Origin of the sequence: Deinococcus alpinitundrae (genome assembly GCF_009982895.1) — a bacterium.
Classification (GTDB): Bacteria; Deinococcota; Deinococci; order Deinococcales; family Deinococcaceae; genus Deinococcus; species Deinococcus alpinitundrae.
The window spans coordinates 23,065-40,857 of the sequence record NZ_WXZL01000002.1 but is presented as its reverse complement, the minus strand read 5'-3'; the positions used below and the strand labels follow the sequence as shown (position 1 = coordinate 40,857).

14 protein-coding genes and 1 CRISPR repeat array (1 of these 15 only partly in view) are annotated in these 17,793 nt (G+C 63.9%); of the genes, 2 read left to right on the top strand and 12 right to left on the bottom strand.

Features of this window, described 5'->3' with window-relative positions:
* Positions 1-12: 12 nt before the first annotated feature.
* The 7 genes from GUI70_RS01925 to GUI70_RS01900 form a co-directional block, all read right to left on the bottom strand.
* Positions 13-1,554, bottom strand: a complete 1,542-nt coding sequence (locus GUI70_RS01925) for a carbohydrate ABC transporter permease (RefSeq protein WP_161880612.1) — start codon at positions 1,552-1,554, stop codon at positions 13-15.
* Positions 1,551-2,648, bottom strand: coding sequence for a carbohydrate ABC transporter permease (locus tag GUI70_RS01920; protein ID WP_161880611.1), 1,098 nt, complete (start codon positions 2,646-2,648; stop codon positions 1,551-1,553). The genes GUI70_RS01925 and GUI70_RS01920 overlap by 4 nt, the downstream gene beginning before the upstream one ends.
* Positions 2,649-2,740: 92 nt before the next feature.
* Complete coding sequence (locus tag GUI70_RS01915) at positions 2,741-3,973, bottom strand: extracellular solute-binding protein (protein ID WP_161880610.1); 1,233 nt, start codon at positions 3,971-3,973, stop codon at positions 2,741-2,743.
* A 65-nt stretch (positions 3,974-4,038) separates the two neighbouring features.
* A complete protein-coding gene (locus GUI70_RS01910) occupies positions 4,039-5,013 on the bottom strand; it encodes a LacI family DNA-binding transcriptional regulator (protein ID WP_161880609.1) in 975 nt (324 codons plus the stop codon).
* A 152-nt stretch (positions 5,014-5,165) separates the two neighbouring features.
* On the bottom strand, positions 5,166-7,133 hold the full coding sequence (locus GUI70_RS01905) for a hypothetical protein (RefSeq protein ID WP_161880608.1): 1,968 nt from the start codon (positions 7,131-7,133) through the stop codon (positions 5,166-5,168).
* A gap of 309 nt (positions 7,134-7,442) precedes the next feature.
* Positions 7,443-7,739: a hypothetical protein gene (locus tag GUI70_RS24190; protein WP_237724643.1), complete on the bottom strand. Its 297-nt coding sequence runs from the start codon at positions 7,737-7,739 to the stop codon at positions 7,443-7,445.
* Positions 7,740-7,957: 218 nt separating this feature from the next.
* Positions 7,958-8,350: a nuclear transport factor 2 family protein gene (locus GUI70_RS01900; protein WP_237724642.1), complete on the bottom strand. Its 393-nt coding sequence runs from the start codon at positions 8,348-8,350 to the stop codon at positions 7,958-7,960.
* A 121-nt stretch (positions 8,351-8,471) separates the two neighbouring features.
* On the opposite strand from GUI70_RS01900, the gene GUI70_RS01895 reads away from it, so the two are divergent.
* Positions 8,472-10,844 (top strand): glutamine--tRNA ligase/YqeY domain fusion protein, encoded by a 2,373-nt coding sequence (locus tag GUI70_RS01895; RefSeq protein WP_161880607.1) that lies wholly within the window; start codon positions 8,472-8,474, stop codon positions 10,842-10,844.
* Between the two features lie 57 nt (positions 10,845-10,901).
* Here GUI70_RS01895 and GUI70_RS01890 read toward each other — a convergent pair whose 3' ends face one another.
* Positions 10,902-11,180 (bottom strand): GNAT family N-acetyltransferase, encoded by a 279-nt coding sequence (locus GUI70_RS01890; RefSeq protein ID WP_161880606.1) that lies wholly within the window; start codon positions 11,178-11,180, stop codon positions 10,902-10,904.
* Positions 11,177-11,773 (bottom strand): NAD(P)H:quinone oxidoreductase, encoded by a 597-nt coding sequence (gene wrbA / locus GUI70_RS01885; protein WP_161880605.1) that lies wholly within the window; start codon positions 11,771-11,773, stop codon positions 11,177-11,179. Before wrbA ends, GUI70_RS01890 begins: the two co-directional genes overlap by 4 nt.
* Positions 11,774-11,888: 115 nt before the next feature.
* Between wrbA and GUI70_RS01880 the strand changes: the two genes are divergently transcribed.
* Positions 11,889-12,893 carry a phosphotransferase family protein gene (locus GUI70_RS01880; RefSeq protein ID WP_161880604.1) on the top strand — a complete coding sequence of 335 codons (1,005 nt, stop codon included), beginning with the start codon at positions 11,889-11,891 and terminating at the stop codon, positions 12,891-12,893.
* Here GUI70_RS01880 and GUI70_RS01875 read toward each other — a convergent pair.
* The 3 genes from GUI70_RS01875 to GUI70_RS01865 form a co-directional block, all read right to left on the bottom strand.
* Entirely contained in the window at positions 12,870-14,378 is a 1,509-nt protein-coding gene (locus GUI70_RS01875; protein ID WP_161880603.1) for a CoA-acylating methylmalonate-semialdehyde dehydrogenase, read from the bottom strand. The two genes, GUI70_RS01880 and GUI70_RS01875, sit on opposite strands and share 24 nt — an antisense overlap.
* A 64-nt stretch (positions 14,379-14,442) precedes the next feature.
* Complete coding sequence (locus GUI70_RS01870; RefSeq protein WP_161880602.1) at positions 14,443-15,789, bottom strand: aminotransferase class III-fold pyridoxal phosphate-dependent enzyme; 1,347 nt, start codon at positions 15,787-15,789, stop codon at positions 14,443-14,445.
* A gap of 152 nt (positions 15,790-15,941) precedes the next feature.
* Complete coding sequence (locus GUI70_RS01865) at positions 15,942-17,366, bottom strand: replication initiator protein A (protein ID WP_161880601.1); 1,425 nt, start codon at positions 17,364-17,366, stop codon at positions 15,942-15,944.
* 231 nt (positions 17,367-17,597) lie between these two features.
* A CRISPR array of direct repeats spans positions 17,598-17,793; the repeat unit is 26 nt; unit sequence AAACCCACCGAATGTCACGGGCGAAT; it runs 126 nt beyond the window's last position.

Here is a 17,793-nt window from a genome sequence, read left to right as displayed (position 1 = left end):
GCCGCACCGCCTTCAGCCCTTCACGGCGCTGTCGGCTCCAGTATCGACAAAGTAACGCTGGAAAATCACGAAGACGATAATGACTGGAATGGCGCTGAGCACCGCGCCCGCCAGAATCAGGCCGTAGTCACCCTGGCCGCCGTAGGCCGAACGGAAGTTGGACAGGCCCACCGTCAGGACAAAGTTGATCTGATTACGCAGCAGTACCAGCGGCCAGAAAAAGTCGTTCCAGGCTCCCTGAAACTGGGTGATCGAGAGGGCGATCAGGGCCGGACCTGCCTGCGGCAGCATGACCCGCCAGAAGGTCGTGAAGGGGCCCGCGCCGTCGATGCTGGCCGACTCCTCCAGCTCTCTGGGCATGCCTTCGAAGAACTGTTTCATCAGGAAGACGCCACCCGCCGCCACCAGCCCGTTGAACCACAAGCCCCATAAGTTGAGCAGGCCCAGTTGTTTGAGCAGTACATAATTGCTGACCAGATTGACCTGGCTGGGCACCATCTGTACGAACAGCACGCCCAGCAAAAAGATCAGGTTCTTGCCGGGAAAGCTCAGGCGGGCCAGGGCGTACCCGGCCAGCGAGCAGAACACGATGGCCGCCGTCACCCGCAGGAAGGCGTACAGAAAGGTGTTGAGCACCCAGCGCAAAAAGAGGCTGCTGCCGGTGCGCGGATCGGTGGTCTCCGTAAAGGCACGGCGGTAGTTGTTGAAGGTGTAGCCCAGCACGCCGGGAGTGATATTGCGGTAGGCGAAGCTGCGGTCGAAGTTCTGCTTGTCGCTGGGCGGCAGGGTGCTCGACACGATGCGCTGGCCGCGCTGCACGTCCACTTCCAGCGGGGTGCGCTCAAAGACCGGGCCGCGCAGGTAATACTTGGCGTTAGATGCCTCGCCCGATCTGACGAGCTCGACGAGTTGCGTTTCGTTGAGGTCGTACTGCTTGGCCTGCGCCTCGGGGGTATCGAGCGTCACATCCACCGTCTGACCGCCAGGCAAGATGGCGGTGAGGTCGCTGCCCGGCACGCCCAGCTTGGCGCTGATCACGTCGCCGGTATGGCGGGTCAGCAGCGGATACGTCACCGTGACGTGGTAGCTGCGCTCGTCGCCGATCTGCCCGGTCGGCTCGGTCTTGAGCTGGGTGTAGTCCTTGGCCTGCGCCTGGCGGGCCAGCGCCACCAGGCTGGTCGGCTGGTAAGGAAATAAAATGATTGAGGGCGCGGTCTGAGGCGCGTCTTTGGGCGAGGCCACCGTCACGTCGAAAGCCACGCTGCGGCCCGGCTTGAGGCCACCGTTCCAGCCGTCACTGCCGCCCTGCACACCCAGCGAATAGGCCTTCGAAATGTATTGGCCGGTGATCTGCGGAATGATCAGCCGGGGCGGGTACTCGTTGGGGTTGTCCTTGAGGCTGCTCAGCAGGCCCATCAGGAACGGTCCCAGGAAGAAGAAACTCATTACGATCATGAACAGGTACAGCCAGCCTGCCCGCGCCCAGCGCCGCCGCGCCAGCCACTGCTCGTTCTTGCCCGCGTTGATGAAGCGCTGACTGGGAACGGCAGTCATACGCTGGCCTCGGAGGGAAAGAACCTGCGCTGAATGAACACCATCACCAGGATGATCAGCGCCAGGATGATGGCCCCCGCCGCCGCCATGTTGACCGGCGCGGTTCCGGCCTTGAAGGTGTTGATGTAGACGTAGTACGCCAGCGTGATCAGGGTGGACTGCGGCGCGGCGGCTCCGATCACCGCCACCTGATCGAACATCTGCATGGTGCCGATCAGTCCTACGGTAATCACGTAGAACGTCACGGGGCGCAGCATCGGCACCGTCACGTTCATCAGCTTCTCGAAAGGCGTCGCGCCGTCGATGTCGGCGGCCTCGTAGAGCGTACCGGGAATGTTCTGAAGTCCGGCCAGAAAAAACAGCATCAGCGTGGGAATGGTCGTGAAAGTGTTCTGAATGATGATGACCAGCAAAGGTATGCTGAGCACCTGCACACCACCGATGCTCAGCCACACGTCGGCGAAATACTGGAAGTCGAAGGGGGGCACGTCACGCGCCTGCAAGATGCCCATGAAGGCCAGTACCACCGTCACCGCCACGGCGATCAGCGCACTGACGGCCGCCAGCGCCGGATCGAACCACCCGGCGGGCATCTGGCGCGAGCGCTCGAACAGGACCTGCACGATCTGAACCACGATTAGCACGCCCATGACCGTCAGGATGTACGGCTGGTACATTTGAAGTTGGGTGATGACATAGTTCGCCACCCCCCGGCGCTGAAACAGCCACAGAAAAATGAGGGTGATGACCACCGAACTGGTGATGGACGGCATATACCAGGCCGAGCGGAAAAAGCCCATCCCCTTGATCTTGTTGTTGAGCGCCACCGCCATCAGCAGTGATAAAATCGTCTGCAGAGTCGTGACGATGACGGCGAACACCAGGGTATTGGCCAGCGCCCGCCGGAACAGGCTGTCCCCCAGCACATCGACATACGGCTTGAGGCCGATCAGGTGCGGGGTGTTGAACAGATTGAAATCGGTGAACGAGTAGTAGATGGCCCGCCCGAACGCGTAGAAAAAGAAAACCAGGGTGGTGATCAGAAACGGCGCGAGGAAGAGGTAGGCGGTGGCAGACTGGCCTTTCTTGAACATGGTTCCCCCGGCCCGCGCGGCGGCGGCAAGGCACACGTGAGGGCCGGGTCCGGGTGTTTCCGGCTCCCGGCCCTCACGGTGAACTCAGGCGCTCAGCGGTTCTGGAAGGTGTTCATTTCCGCCTGGGCCTGCTTGAGGGCGTCGGCGCTGCTCTTTTGCCCGCTCAGCACGGCAGCCAGGGCGGTGTTGATCGGCTTGATCCAGTCGGGTCCCTGGGTCCCGAAGTAGTAGGGCCGCACCACACCGTCGGCGGCTCCGTCGAAGATGGCCTTGGAGTTGGCGGCCCCGGCGTCGGTCTTCTTCAAAAAGGCGTTGTTCGACAGCGACGTGCGGCTCGGAATCGCCAGGCCCTGCTCCAGCACGTACTGCTGCACCTGCGGGCTGGTGAGGATGTTGAGCACCTTGGTGGCCGCCGCCTTGTTCTTGGTGCCCGCGTTGATGGCCCAGCCCACGGTGTAGACGAAGTTGCCGCGCTTGCCGGTCTTGTCGTCTTTGGGAATCAGGGCGCTGCCGTACTTGAGGTTGGGGGCGTTGTCCTTGAGGAAGCCCACGATCCAGTTGCCCTCGATGGCAACGGCGACCTTGCCGGTGCCCAGGCAACCGCCCGACCAGTCCTGCGAGATCTCGGAGGGCTGAATGCCGACCTTGTTCTTGGCCAGGCCCGTGAAGTAGTTGAAGGCCCGCACGAAGGCCGGGTCGAGCAGATTGGTCTTGCCCTTGCTGTCAAACGGCTTCCAGCCAGCAGCGAAGGCGAATTGTCCCATGCGGGCGTAGTCGGGAGCCAGGCAGATGCCGGAGTAGTCGTTGCCCAACGCTTTTTTCACATTGGTCAGCTTGGTTTGCAGGCTGGTCCAGGTATCGGTGTTGCTGGGGTAGGGCACCTTGGCCTCGTCGAAGAGGTCTTTGTTGTATTCGACGGCCAGCGTGTTGAAGTCCTTGGCGATGGCGTAAACCTTGCCGCCCCGCGTGAAGGCGGTATTCAGGCTCTTGATGTACGGCCCGGTCTGCACCACGCCGTTGAGGGGCAAGATCTTGCCGGTGGCGACGAAGCCGTCGAGCGTCTCGGCAGGCAGGTAGAACACGTCGCCCGCGTTGCCCGCTGCCAGCAGGGTGGTGAGCTGCTGGTTGTAGTCGCCCTGAAGCGGCTCGTAAGTCACGTTGATCTTGTCTTTGGCGAGCGCTGGCTTGACGAAGCGGTTGATCAGGTCGCCCACGATGGCCGGGTCCTGGCCCGCATAGCCGTTGATCTTGATGGTGGTCTGGGCTGCCGCCTGGGTGGAGGCCGCCGCGAGAAGAAGAAGGCCGAGCATCAATTGGTTACGCATATTCCCTCCTGGGACAGTGAAAAGTGAACAGAGATCTGAAATGGATGACGGAGCGAGAAGCTGGTTCAGGAAGCCGGGTCGGGGGGTGGGGCCACCGTCGCGCCGACGAGAAGGCGCACCGGAATGTGCTGGCCGCGCGCCGGAAGCCCGCTCAGGGCCTCCTGCATCAGCTCTAGGGCGCACCCAGCGATGCGGGCGATGTCTTGCGAGACGGTGGTAAGTTCGATCGGCAGCGGCAGCTCGGGCAGGCCGTCGAAGCCCACCACCGACACTTCCTGGGGTACCCGCACGCCCAGGTCTTCGAGGGCGGCCACCGCGCCCACCGCGCTCTCGTCACTCTGGGCAAACAGCCCGGTGAAGCGCCTCCCCCCTTCCCAGGTCCGCCGTACCGCCCGGTAGCCGCCCAGCAGGGTGAAGTCGGCGTCGAGGATGGTGGCATCCGCGCCCGCCGCCGAGGCCGCCAGCAAAAAGCCGCGTTCGCGGTCCTGGGCCACCTGCGAAGGACCGCCGCCCAGGTAGATCAACTGGCGGTGGCCCGCTTGCGTGAGCTGCTCGGTAGCCAGCCGCGCGCCGCCCACATCATCGGGGGCCACCCAGAATGAGCCTTCGCGGTGGCCGATCAGCACCGCCGGAACGCCCAGCCGGGACAGATGGTCCAGCCGCTCGTCGCCGTCCTGGGCGTGCATCACCAGCACTGCGCTCGGCAGGTGGCGCAGCGCTTCGAGGTCACTCCTGAGATTGACCAGTTGCACCCCCTGCGGCGCGGTGCGGGCTTCCAGGGCACGGGTCAGCAGCACGTGGTACGGCGAGAGCAGCGGGTCAAAGCGGCCAAACGATAGCCCCAGCGTCTGCCCCTTGCGCCACGAGAGGTGGCGCGCCGCCGGGTCCGGCGCGTAGCCGAGCTGGTCCATCACCGCCTGGACGTGCTGCCGGGTCGAACTGGCCACCGTCTGATGGCCGTTGAGGACCCGGCTGACGGTGCCCTTGCTGACCCCCGCCGTGCGGGCGATGTCGTCGATGGTGTAGCGGGCGGTGGTCATCGGGCGTCCTCTTGAAAGGCGGGGAAGGTCCGGCGGGCATCAAATTGTAACCGGTTACAGATTAGGTTCGAGGTGAAGCGTCCGGCGTCAGCCGGGCACTGAGATAGGTTGTAATCGGTTACAGGCCCATTGTGGACTTTTTCAGGAGGATGTCAAGTCGGGCTGGGCACTGTTGCTGCGGCGGCCAGGCGGCGGCGGGCAGCGGCCAGGGCTGCCGGGAGTTCGGGAGCCGCCGGACCAACCCCGGCGTCGCGGGCCAGCACTGCGGCCAGCGCCTGCTCGGCCTGCTTCAGGTCGTCCGGCGAGCGGACGCGGTTCAAGCGCCACTGCAACTCCAGATTGAAGGCCAGCCGCAACTCCTGGCGCACCTGATCGGCCCATTCGCTCTCCGGCTCCATGTCTTCCAGAAATGCCCCCAGGTAGAGCGCGGCGGCCCGCGTCAGGTCGGAGGTGCCCAGGCTGCGGCGCAACTCGCTCAGGTCGAGGTCCACTTCGACATCGGCGCTGATTCGGTAGCGTGGATGGCGCAGAGTATCGTCGAGCTGCAGGATGTCCGGTCCCAGCTGGGCGCGCAGCTCGCGCACCGCTGTGCGAAAGAAGATGGTGGTCTGCTCACGGTCGAAATCGGGAAACAGCGCCGCGCGCATGTCATTGCGGCTGGTGTGGGGGTGCAGGTGCAGGTAGGTCAGGACCAGCACCGCGCCCTTTGAAAGCGCCGCCGCCTGACCACCGAGCTTCACGCTGGTGCTGCCCAGGGTGTGGAGGTCCAGCCAGCGGGGCCGCGCACCCAGCGGCGATCCGGCACGCAGACGCGCCAGCACGCCCTGCATGATCGGCGCGAGACCCGGCTCGATCAGGGCGCGCTGCACCAGTTCGTCCACGTCTGCCAGATCCGCCGCGTAGAGGCTGAGGTCCTGGGCACTGCCGAGATGGGCCAGCACCTCGGTCAGCGTGGCCCGCGCCGCGTCCGTGCGAGCACTGCGAAGCTGGACATCCGCCAGATAGAGCAGAGCGCGCCAGCGCAGCGCGCCGTTCTGGCGGCCCAGCGCGCGACCCGCCTCGCTCAGATCCTTAACGGCGTGGTCGTCATAGCGCTGGCGGCGCATCAGCAGGCCGCGTACGGCCCTGAGCCTCGGCGGAAGCCCCCGCCGGGTTCCGAGGTCGTAGAGGCTGGTGAGGGCTTTTTCCGGCTGCCCCTGAAGGCTGAGCAGCTCGGCACGCAGCGCCACCGTCCAGAGCCTCAGCTCAGCGTCTTCCAGCTCGGCGGCCAGGTCGTGCAGGGCCAGCAGATCGCCGCTCAGTGCCGAGCGCTCGCCAGAGAGCCAGCGCACTTCCAGCTCGGCACGCTGATGGGCCGCCAACGCCCAGCGCTGCCCTCCCGCCGGGAGTTCGGCCAGCTGCGCACGGCTCAAATTCAGGGTGCTGGCGGCGGCGGCGAACTGGCCCGCCCTGGCCTGCCCCATAGCCAAGCTGCCCAGCGCCTCAATGCGGGCACGGCGACGGCGCTGAAGCGGCAGGGCCAGCAGCACCCGGTTGAGCAGCGCCTCCGCTCGGGCAAGGTCGCCGAGCTGCCCCCACATCTGCGCCAGAACAGCGGCGGGTAACACCTGCGCCGCAGGCAGACGATCCGCACTAGGCCGACCTGGCTGCCTACTCCCGGCACTGCGGCACAACGCCTGCACCAAGCCCAGCGCTGGCTTGACCTCGCCGCTGCGAAACAGGGCCAGGCCGTGCAGGCACTGGGCACGCCGTCGGAGTTCACCAGCGGGTAGCCTGTTTCGCAGCGGCGGAAGCACCCGCAAGGCCTCGTCGAGTCGTCCGGTGATCAGCAGCCACTGGGTGTAGGCCACCTGCCCTGGCGCATCGCCCAGCGCCGTCGCCCGGCGCAGCGGCAGCTCGGCGTCGGCCGTGCGCCCGGCGGCTAGCCGCGCGAGGCCCAGCCAGCGCCAGTACGCCGCCTGCTGGGGCACCGTTCGGGCCGCCGCGCCGTCCAGCAGCGCCAGCGCCCGGAGCGGATCCTCGGCGGCCAGGGCCGAACCAACCGGCGCGAGGTCAGCGCGCTCGGTCGGCAGGTCGGGGCAGTCCAGGGCCACAAGGAGTGAGGGGAGAGGGTGGATCAAGGCAACGTCCTTCCTGGGCTTGCGCCCGCCGCATCAGGCCGAATGGGAGGGCAGGCCGCCCTTACTTTACCTTCCCCTCGATGTTTCGGTTGGCCACTCTGGAAAAGCGTACGGCAAACATGCTGGCCCCGAGTCCTGCTGGGCCAGACTGCCTTCCATTGTTCGGCTCCGTTTCTCCGTTCAGTAGGTGCGCAGAGTTACGATGGTGCGGCTTCCCCGGTTGGTAGTCAACAAGTCAAACTTCCAGTTTTCATCACGTAGGCTTCGTCCGACTCGCCCATCTTCATAGTCATATCTTGCTCTCAGCTATCACATCAGTGTCTTATTATATAAGTCGAACAATCCTCTGCGCCTGGCCTTTTGATATCTTAAAGTGGCGCCGCACGTAGTATAGGTGTAGTCGCTTAGCTTGTAACTGGGCACTTTGCCAAATCCCACGGCGTGACCGTACACCATCATATTCATATTAGGCACACTGGTGTATTTTAGTATCGGCGCGCCTATTATCCCCGGCATCCTCTCTTCAGGCATCCAGGGGTCCATCATATCGGCACCGGACATCCTGTTGCCAGACATCCTGATCACTAGTACCTTCGTCAGCGGCATCTTGGAACCGTCTATCTCCTGGGCAAGCGAGCGATTATAACAAGACAGCATCGCAAGCGAGCGAACTGAACTCATAAGACGCCGCAGCAACTTGAATACAGGTTCCGGGCACTATTTTCGACTTCGGGCCATTCCCAATAAGCCACCCTCTCCCCAAGTATTTGAGAGAGGGTGAAGCGGTTCAGACTGCTGAATTTATCTTTCCTTCATCTTCTGGTTCAGTCGTCGGTCGCCTGCGCCTCGCTCGGCTTGATGAAGGCGGCGCTGTCGTAGTAGGTCCGGAACGCCTTGACCTGCTGATCCTGCGTCTCGATCACGCTGATACCCCGGTAGGTGATGGCCTGGCCGCCCTTGAGTTGGCCGGTGCTGGTCCACTCCATCAGACCCAGGCCGTCCAGTTCGGCGTGGTAGGAAAATTTGCTGTGAATCTGCTCGAAGTCCGACAGGTAGCGCTGCCAGAACTGCTCGGCACCGCCTGCGCCCTGCCAGGTCTGCTCGGTGAGGTTTTGCAGCGTCACGTCATCTGCGTGCAGGGCCAGCAGGGCGCTCAGGTCGCCGCTTTCCTCCGCCGTGTTGAGGGCCGTCATGAACTGCTCAGTCAGGGTTGCCATACCGCTGAGTTCAGCATCCGGCAGCCCGGCTGAGCGTAAGCGCTCTTGCAGATCGGCGTTCAGATGAAGTGGTGCTCAAGCAACGGCAGAGACTGGCTCAAGGCGGGTATTGTGGGAAGCGATGACGAGTTCGCCTTCCGTGCCGGTTTCCGTGGCCCCCAATTTCATCACCGAGATTATCGGACGCGACCTGGCGAGCGGCAAATACCCGAGGGTCGTGACCCGCTTTCCGCCGGAACCCAACGGCTACCTGCACCTCGGGCACACCTTCGCCAGCTTTCTCGACTTCCAGACGGCGGCGCAGTTTGATGGCCGCTACCACCTGCGCTTGGACGACACCAACCCGGCGGGCGAGTCGCAGGAATTCGCCGAGGCGATTCAAGACGATCTGCGCTGGCTCGGCTGGGACTGGGGCGAGAAGCTGTACTACGCCTCAGACAACTTCGAGCGCTACTACGCTTACGCCGTCAAGCTGATCGAACTCGGCAAGGCCTACGTGGACAGCGTGAGCGGCAGCGAGATGGCCCGGCTGCGCGGCTCGGCCTTCGGGGTCGGTACGCCGAGTCCTTACCGGGGGCGCAGCGTGGCCGAGAACCTCGATCTGTTCGCCCGGATGCGGGCTGGGGAATTTGCCGACGGCGCACATGTGCTACGGGCCAAGATCGATCTCGCCAGCACCAACATGAAGCTGCGCGACCCGGTGCTCTACCGGATTGTGCGCGCCCACCATTACCGTCAGGGCGACGGGTGGTGCATCTACCCGATGTACGATTTCCAGCACCCCCTGCAAGACGCGCTCGAAGGCGTGACCCACAGCCTGTGCAGCCTGGAATTCGTGGACAACCGCGCCATCTACGACTGGCTGATGGAGACACTGGCGTTCGCGCCGCGCCCACACCAGTACGAGTTCGGGCGGCGCAGCCTGGAATACACGGTGGTCAGCAAGCGCAAGCTGCGCCGTCTGGTGCAGGGCGGTCACGTCTCGGGCTGGGACGATCCCCGGATGCCGACCCTGCGGGCCGCGCGGCGGCTGGGCGTCCGGCCACAGGCCATCAAGGCGTTCGCCTCGGCCATCGGGGTCAGCCGCACCAACCGCACCGTCGATCTGGCAGTCTATGAAAATGCCGTGCGCGACGATCTCAATCCGACTGCGCCGCGCGTGCTGGCGGTCATTGAGCCGCTGGCGGTAACGCTCAGTCACCTGGAGACCCGGACCCTCAGTTTGCCGTACTGGCCCGACGACGTGGTGCAGGCCAGCCCCGACGGCCTGGTGGCCCTGCCCGGCGGCGAGCGGGTCAAGCCGGAAGCAGCGGTGCGCCCGGTGGCGCTCTCCAACACCCTCTACATCGAGCGCCAGGACTTCTCACTGACGCCGCCCAAGGGCTTCAAACGCCTCACCCTGGGCGGCGTGGTGCGGCTGCGCGGTGCGGGCCTGATCCGGGCCGACGAGGTCATCTACGGCGAATCCGGCGAAGTCACGGGCCTCAAGGCAACCTGGCTGGGCGAGGACAGCGGGGGACTGAAACCCGCCGGGGTCATTCACTGGGTGGACGCGCAGAGTGGCCTGAGCGCCGAGTTCCGGCTGTACGACCGCCTGTTCCGGGTCCCAAACCCGGAAGGCCCCAATCACGACGATAGCCTTCCCGATTTCGACCCCGAACAGCCCGGCCACGAGGACGCGGCCCAGCCTGCCAGCAGCGATTTTCTGCGCTTCCTGAACCCCGAGAGCCTCAAGGTAACGCGCGGCTTCGTGGAGAGGAGCGTGGCCGCCGACCCGCCCGGTACCCGCTACCAGTTCGAGCGCCAGGGGTACTTCTGGCCTGACCCGGAAGACAGCCGCTCCGACGCGCTGGTCTTCAACCGGATCATCACGCTGCGCGACACCTGGGGCAAGTCGGAACCGGCGCTGAAGGGCAAAACCGAGCCGAAATCCGCCCGAGCCGAGCCACAGAAAGCCGAAGCGCCCAGCCTGACCCCCACCCAGAGCGCCGAGGTGACCCGCCTGCGTGCCCTGGGCGTAGCTGAGGCCGAGGCGGTGGTGCTGGCCCGCGACAGCGTGCTGAGCGCGTATTTCGCTGACACCACGCGGCAGGCTCCGCAGGTGGCCGCCTGGGTGGTCAACGAACTGGGCGCAGCGCTTCGGGCAGGCGAAGTCCGGCTTCAGGTCAACGATCTGCCCGCCCTGGCCGACTTGCTGGCCAGCGGCCAGATCAGCAGCCGCATTGCCAAGGACGTGCTGACCGAGAGCCTGGAAAGCGGTGAGGCCCCCGCCGGAATCGTGGCCCGGCGCGGGTTGAAAGTGGTCAGCGATACCGGCGAGCTGGCCGCTATCATTGACCGCGTGCTGGCCGCCAACCCCGGCAAGCTGGCCGAGTATAAAGGCGGGCGCACCGGGCTGCTGGGGTTCTTCACCGGCCAAGTTATGCGCGCGAGCGGCGGTCAGGCCGATCCGCAAGCGGTGGGCACGCTGCTCAAGGCGAAGCTGGACAGTTAAACAACTTGAGGCGGAGCGTGGCACCCCACCCAGCCACGCTCCGCACTGTTTACTCGATTACGGCTGAACCAGATCCTGATATGCCGGGTGGCGCTCGATGTAACTGGCGATAAACGGGCAGGTCGCAATGACCTGCTGGCCCTGCGCACGGACGTCGTCTAGGGCGAACTGGGCGAGCTGGCTGCCCAGTCCCTCACCCTCATGGCCGTCCTCGACTTCGGTGTGGTAGATCTCCACCGCGCCCCGAACGTGCCGGTACCTGGCCAGGCCGATGACCTGATCGCCGCTGAGCAGCTCGTACTGATGCTTGGCCGGGTCGTTTCGCAATTCGCTCATGCGATCAGTTTGGCGGTAATCTCGACCAGGCGCTTGGCCTGATGCCGGATGGTCGCCTTGTCTTCCTCGGAGAGCGGCTGGCCGCCCGCCGTGACGCTGGCGCCGTAGGGATTGCCCCCCGAGGCAAAGATGGCCGGGTCGGTGTAGCTTGGCGCGATCACGATGCTGCCCCAGTGTTGTGCGGTGACGTACAGGGCCTGCAAGGTGGTTTCCTGGCCGCCGTTGGGGTTCTGGGCACTTGTCATTGCTGAGAAGCCTTTGTTGGCCAGCTTGCCGGTGCCCCACAATCCGCCGAGCGTATCAATGAACGAGCGAATCTGGCTGGCCGGGCTGCCGAAGCGCGTCGGCGTGGAAAACAGGTAGGCGTCGGCCCACTCCATGTCGTCCGGGGTGGCGGTGGGCACGTCGGCACTGCGCTCCTGCTGGGCTTTCCAGGCGTCCTGGGTGTCGATGACGGCCTGCGGCGTGGTTTCGGCGACCTTCAGCACCCGGACCTCGGCCCCGGCCTCATAGGCAGCCTCGGCGGCGGTTTGGGCCATCTGGTAATTGGTGCCGTAGGTGCTGTAGTAAACAATAGCGAGTTTAACCGTCATGGTAGTTCCTCCTGCGCCGGAATGTGCGGCGCCTTCTTGAAATCACTCTACATCAAACGGTTTAGAAAATAAAGCAGTGGGACCTTGACCGTAAAGGTCGGGGTAAACTGGGCAGATGGCTGCGCTCGCCCTCTCCCCTGCCGCACTGGACTGGGTGCTTCGGGCCGTACCAGACCAGCAACTCCGGCAGGTTCATCCACTGCCCGGCAGCACCTCGGCCAGCCTGCACCGGCTGGCGTTTCAGAGCGGTTTCCACGCCGTGCTGAGGCAATTCGATCTGCTGCCCAACTGGCTGGTCTCGGAACCGGACCTAGCCCGGCATGAGGCGCACAGCCTGATGCGGGCGGCCCGGGCGGGTCTGCCCACCCCGGAATTGATTGCCTTCGACGAGACCGGCGCGGAGGCAGGCTCGCCGAGCGTGCTGATGACCTGTCTTCCCGGTGAGGTCGACCTGAACCCACCCGACCGGCACCTCTGGCTGGACGGACTGGCGGCGGCCCTGACGGATATCCACGCCGTCTCACCCGTCGGGTTCGGCTGGGCCTACGCGCCTTACAGCGATGTCGGCCAGCTCACCTTACCCACCTGGACTTCTGTACCGGACGCCTGGTCAAGGGCCATGACACAGCTCCAAGAACCGCCCCCCACCTTCACGCCGACGTTCATTCACCGCGATTTTCACCCGGCGAACGTGCTGTGGCAGGCCGATCAGGTCAGCGGAGTGGTCGACTGGGTGAATGCCTGCGCCGGACCCGCCGGAGCCGATGTGGGGCATTGCCAGGTCAATCTGGCGCAGATGTATGGTCTGGAGGCCGCCGACGCCTTCAAGGCGGCTTACGAGCGCCGCACGGGGCAACACCAGCACCGATACTGGGATCTGTTGGGTCTGGCCGATTTCATGAACGGGGACGAACCACCCCACGTCTATCCCGGCTGGCCCGCCTTAGGGCTGACCGGACTGACCGACGAGGTGGTCCAGACGCGGCTGGACAGGTATCTGGTCCGTCTGCTTGGCGACGATAACGGGACAAGCAGAAGCGGGAGCCTCCTAAGTCTGGAAGCTCCCGCTGGAAATGTTGCCGCGCCGGTCAGACGATTACCGCGTCTGAGGAAAACCTAGATCGACCTTACTGCCTGCCGGGTCTGGCCAGCGCGAAGTGATCACCTTGCTGCGGGTGTAGAACTTGACTCCTTCTGGGCCGTACATATGGGTGTCGCCGAACAGACTGGCCTTCCAACCGCCGAAGCTGTAGTACGCCACTGGCACCGGAATCGGCACGTTGACGCCCACCATGCCAACTTCCACGTCGAACTGGAACTGGCGGGCCGCGCCGCCGTCACGGGTGAAAATCGCGGTGCCGTTGCCGAACTCGTTGTCGTTGATAAGTTTCAGGCCCTCGGCGTAGCTTTCGGCCCGCACCACGCACAATACCGGTCCGAAAATCTCGTCGTCGTAGGCGGCCATGCCAGGCTTCACGTCGTCCAGCAGTGAGACGCCCAGGAAGAACCCGTCACCGTCGAACTGGTCGTTGCGCCCGTCTACCACCACTTTCGCGCCCTGCTGCTGTGCCGAGGCGATGTAACCCGCCACCCTGTCGCGGTGTTCGCGGGTGATCAGCGGTCCCATCTCGTTGCCGGCCACGTCGCCGGGGCCGATCTTGAGGGCTGGAATGCGCTCCTGAATGGCGCTGATGAGCTTGTCGCCCGCATCGCCCACCGCCACCAGCACGCTGATCGCCATGCAGCGCTCGCCTGCCGAGCCGTAGGCAGCAGACACGGCGGCGTCGGCAGCCATGCCGATGTCAGCGTCGGGCAGCACCAGCATGTGGTTCTTGGCTCCGCCGAGCGCCTGCACCCGCTTGCCGTGCGCGGTGCCTTTTTCGTAGATGTACTTGGCGATCGGCGTCGACCCCACGAAGCTCACGGCGGCGATGCCGGGGTGTTCCAGAATGGCGTCCACCGCCGCCTTGTCACCGTGAACGACGCTGAACACACCATCCGGCAGGCCCGCTTCCTTAAGCAGTTCGGCCATGAAATTGGCGGCGGACGGATCTTTCTCGCTAGGCTTGAGAATGAAGGCGTTGCCGCAGGCCAGCGCGTTGGCCAGCATCCACAGCGGCACCATCGCGGGGAAGTTGAATGGGGTAATCCCCGCCACCACACCCAGCGGCTGCTGAATGCTGTAGACGTCCACGCCGGTGCTGACCTGCTCGGAGTAGCCGCCGCGCAGCAGATTAGGAATACCGCAGGCGTACTCCACGTTCTCCAAGCCGCGCGCGATCTCACCCAGCGCGTCGCTGTGCACCTTGCCGTGCTCGCGGGTGACGATGCGGGCCAGGTCGTCCCGGCGAGCGGCCAGCAGTTCACGGAATTTGAACATCACGGCAGAGCGGGTGCTGAGCGAGCTGGAGCGCCATTTTCCGGCGGCTGCGGTGGCGATCTGCACAGCGGCGTCCACCTCGGCAGCACTCGCCAGCGGCACCTGCGCCTGAATCTGCCCGGTGGCCGGGTTATAGACCGGAGCGGTGCGGCCCGACTTGCCCTCGGCGGGGGCGTTGCTAAGCCAGTGGGTGAGGGTCATGGTCTTTTCGGTGGTCACAGTCATGGGCACTCCTTGGAGAACAGTCGATCGTCAGAAAGTGATGGGGGCAGGGCGGAGCCACTGTTCTTCAGTCTGCCGCCACCGGCCCCAGGATCATCTGATCGACCAACGCCAACGCTTCCTCATAGGCGTCCAGGCCCGCGTCCAATTCCTCTTTGGTAATCACCAGCGGCGGGCAGACCCAGATCATATTGAAGCGGCTGTAGGCGTAAATGTGCTTGCTTCTGAGGTGGGCGGCCAGCTTGCCCATCTCCGGCGAGGTGCCGTTAAACGGTGCGAGCGGCTCTTTGGTAGCCTTATCTTTCACCAGTTCCAGCACGCTGAACAGACCGATGTAGCGCACGTCGCCCACACAGGCGAACTTGGCCTTCATGGCTTCCAGGCGCTGGCCCAGGTGCTTGCCGAGTTCCAGGGTGTGCTCGAACAGGTGCTCGTCTTCGTAGACCTTCAGGTTGGCAATCGCCGCCGCCAGACTCACTGGATGGCCGCTATAAGTCAGGCCGCCCGACAGAAAATGGGTTTCGAAGTACTCGGCGATCTTTTCATTGACAATGACCGCGCCCAGAGGCATGTACCCGCTGGTCAGGCCCTTGGCGCAGGTCACGATGTCCGGCACGATGCCGTAGTGCTGGGTCGCCAGCCATTTGCCGGTGCGCCCGAAGCCGCTCATCACCTCGTCGGTGATCAACACGATCCCATACTTATCGCACAGCGCGCGCAGGCGCGGATAGTAGCTGTCCGGCGGAATCAGAATACCGTTGCTACCGGTGATGCCCTCGACCAGAATGGCGGCGATGGTGTGCGGCCCTTCCATCTGAATGACTTCCTCGATATGGGAAACGCTGCCCTCTTCCCACTGTTCGGCGGTCATGCCCAGCGGGGGACGGTACATGTACGGATCGAACACCCGCACGATGCCGGGAATGCCCGGTTCCACCGGCCAGCGGCGCGGATCGCCCGAGGCCGACATGCTGCCCATGGTCGCGCCGTGATAGCTGCGGTAACGGGTGATGATCTTGTCGCGCCCGGTGTAAAGCCGGGCCATTTTCATGGCGTTCTCGTTGGCCTCGCTGCCGCCCAGGGTGAAAAAGCTCTTGGCCAGGCCCGTCACTTCACTCAGCTTTTTACCGAGTTCGGCGCGCACGTCGGTCGCGAAACTCGGCCCAGCGAAACACATCTTATCGACCTGATCCTTGATGGCCTGCAAGACTTTGGGATGCTGGTGACCCACGTTGATGTTGATGAGCTGCGAGGCCATGTCCAGCCAGGAATGCCCGTCGCCGTCGAAGAAATAACTGCCCTGGCCACCCACCATATGAATGGGATTGGCCTGGTTTTGCACACTCCACGAAAACAGGGTGTACTCACGGTTGTCGTGAACGATTTGGTCGGTGTCGGGATGGGTTTCGGGCATGGTTGACCTCCCTGTAGGCAGCGCCTGAATTGAGTGAAAGGCAGTGTAGAACTTGACGGATCAGAAGGCCAGAGACACTGTGTCCAAAGAAATAGTTTTCAAAGAAATCCAGCGCCAAAGCTTATGTTCGGAGCCTATTGCACCCCGTAGCTTCAGTCCAACTCTGCCTTCAGCCCCTTGACAAAGCCGACCAGCCGCTTCTTGGCGGCGGCGGCGCTGACCTCACGAAAAAGCTTGGAGGCGCTGATCTGCCCGTCCAGGCACAGCCGCTCCAGGCGGTGAAATTCGGCGTCGCTCAACTGGTTCTTGAGCAGCAGCCGCAGCGAAGGCCGGGCGCTGACCCACTGCTCGGCGGGGGTGAGTTCGAGCAGAGTGCCCTGGTCGTCCTCGTCGGGGAGTGGCGGCAGTTTGGGCGTAGATACCGCCTTGCCGCTGGGACGTTCTACTGGAACCTGCCGTTCCACGGTGCGGCGCTGCTCCGGCGGAGCATAGCGGGCCTCGGTATCGGCCAGGATGTCCCAGGCGTAAGCGCCCCGGCTGCGCCGGATGTTAGGCGTGTGGGCCAGGATCGCCTCGGCCAGACTCACCCGGTCTTCTACGAAGGTTACGGGCGAGGCGCGCACGAACTTCTTGGCCACGCCGTCGCCGACACCCAGCGCCTTGATGCGCCCCACCAGGAGCAGTTGCTCAGGGGTAAGCGGGTGGTCGGGCCGCTGGGCGTTGAAGGTGTAGATCACCTGCTGGGCCGAGCCGCGCCCCAGGTACTCCACTGATTTGAGGAACTCGCGCCGGATCAGCTCATTGTGCGGCGGATCGATGGCCCGCCGGATGCGGTCGGGCGTCAAGTCGGAGAGCCGCAGCAGCTTGCCCCAGTCGACGAGCGCCATGGTCAGCACCTGGGTGCGCTGGGCTTCCTCGTCGCTGAACAGCAAGGCATCGAGCAGGCGGTACATGATCCCCGCTTGGTTGGACGGCAGCGAGAGCATGAAATCCAGGTCCACCGGCTTGAGATGCCGGGCACGCAGGTTCTCGGCGATGTCGCGTGCCAGCGTCACACGCAGCTTGGTGCCGCTGCCGAAGGTCTTGGGATTGAGCGAGGTGCCCGAGAGGTTAATGTCCTCGACCTTGTCCACGAAGCGGAAGGTGGCGCGGCGCACGCCCTTGCCCGCTTGATCGATCCAGCCGCTGATGCGGTAGGTGGTGCCAGTCAGGCGCATCAAGCCGTCGTGGAGTTGCTGATACGATTTTCCGCTGTCGTTGCGGCCCATCGACCGGAGCAGTTCGTAGGGGGTGGTCAGTACCCCGTCACCGCTGGGGCAGCCCTGCTCGAGGTACATGTTGGTGAGCACCAGCATCAGGTCGTTGTCGGGGCCGTGCGGGTAACCGTAGGCGTTGCCCAGACATTCCACGTTCATGGCCCGGCCCGCAATCTCGAAGGCATGTTCCCAGGTGGTTTCGCCGGGTTTGAGCCGCTTCTGGAAGCTGATCAGCGACGCCTGAGCCAGGTTGATTTCATCAAATCGGATGCTGATTTGAGAAACGCTGAGTGGCATCGAGTCGCCTTTAACCACGGTCATGACCCAAAGTAACACATTCGGGGAATACATCAAATCCGCTTCCCGACTCTAAAATCTGGCTTTCGGGCACCCTCGAACCATCCGATTCGGCAGCCGGAACCTGCCGGGGCTTGTGCCACCTGATGATGATTCAAATCTTTAAAGATCTTTAAAAGCTTTTAAAGAAAAAGATATTGATGATCATCATCAGAGGATTTTGGTAAATGTCGTCTGGGACGGCGAATTTCGCTCAAACCCACCGAATGTCACGGGCGAAACCCACCGAATGTCACGGGCGAAACGGCCTAAACCCACCGAATGTCACGGGCGAATCCGAAAACCAATCCACCGAATGTCACGGGCGAATCCGCTTCAAACCCACCGAATGTCACGGGCGAATTCAGAATCTGTCGCGCTCTATTTTTCCCAAATGCCCCTAAACCCACCG

Bases quoted from the DNA above. Each gene is read 5' to 3' on its own strand.
- GUI70_RS01925 (WP_161880612.1), bottom strand. From the start codon at position 1,554: ATGACTGCCGTTCCCAGTCAGCGCTTCATCAACGCGGGCAAGAACGAG.
- GUI70_RS01920 (WP_161880611.1), bottom strand. From the start codon at position 2,648: ATGTTCAAGAAAGGCCAGTCTGCCACCGCCTACCTCTTCCTCGCGCCG.
- GUI70_RS01915 (WP_161880610.1), bottom strand. From the start codon at position 3,973: ATGCGTAACCAATTGATGCTCGGCCTTCTTCTTCTCGCGGCGGCCTCC.
- GUI70_RS01910 (WP_161880609.1), bottom strand. From the start codon at position 5,013: ATGACCACCGCCCGCTACACCATCGACGACATCGCCCGCACGGCGGGG.
- GUI70_RS24190 (WP_237724643.1), bottom strand. From the start codon at position 7,739: ATGCCGCTGACGAAGGTACTAGTGATCAGGATGTCTGGCAACAGGATG.
- GUI70_RS01900 (WP_237724642.1), bottom strand. From the start codon at position 8,350: ATGGCAACCCTGACTGAGCAGTTCATGACGGCCCTCAACACGGCGGAG.
- GUI70_RS01895 (WP_161880607.1), top strand. From the start codon at position 8,472: ATGACGAGTTCGCCTTCCGTGCCGGTTTCCGTGGCCCCCAATTTCATC.
- GUI70_RS01890 (WP_161880606.1), bottom strand. From the start codon at position 11,180: ATGAGCGAATTGCGAAACGACCCGGCCAAGCATCAGTACGAGCTGCTC.
- wrbA (WP_161880605.1), bottom strand. From the start codon at position 11,773: ATGACGGTTAAACTCGCTATTGTTTACTACAGCACCTACGGCACCAAT.
- GUI70_RS01880 (WP_161880604.1), top strand. From the start codon at position 11,889: ATGGCTGCGCTCGCCCTCTCCCCTGCCGCACTGGACTGGGTGCTTCGG.
- GUI70_RS01875 (WP_161880603.1), bottom strand. From the start codon at position 14,378: ATGACTGTGACCACCGAAAAGACCATGACCCTCACCCACTGGCTTAGC.
- GUI70_RS01870 (WP_161880602.1), bottom strand. From the start codon at position 15,789: ATGCCCGAAACCCATCCCGACACCGACCAAATCGTTCACGACAACCGT.
- GUI70_RS01865 (WP_161880601.1), bottom strand. From the start codon at position 17,366: ATGACCGTGGTTAAAGGCGACTCGATGCCACTCAGCGTTTCTCAAATC.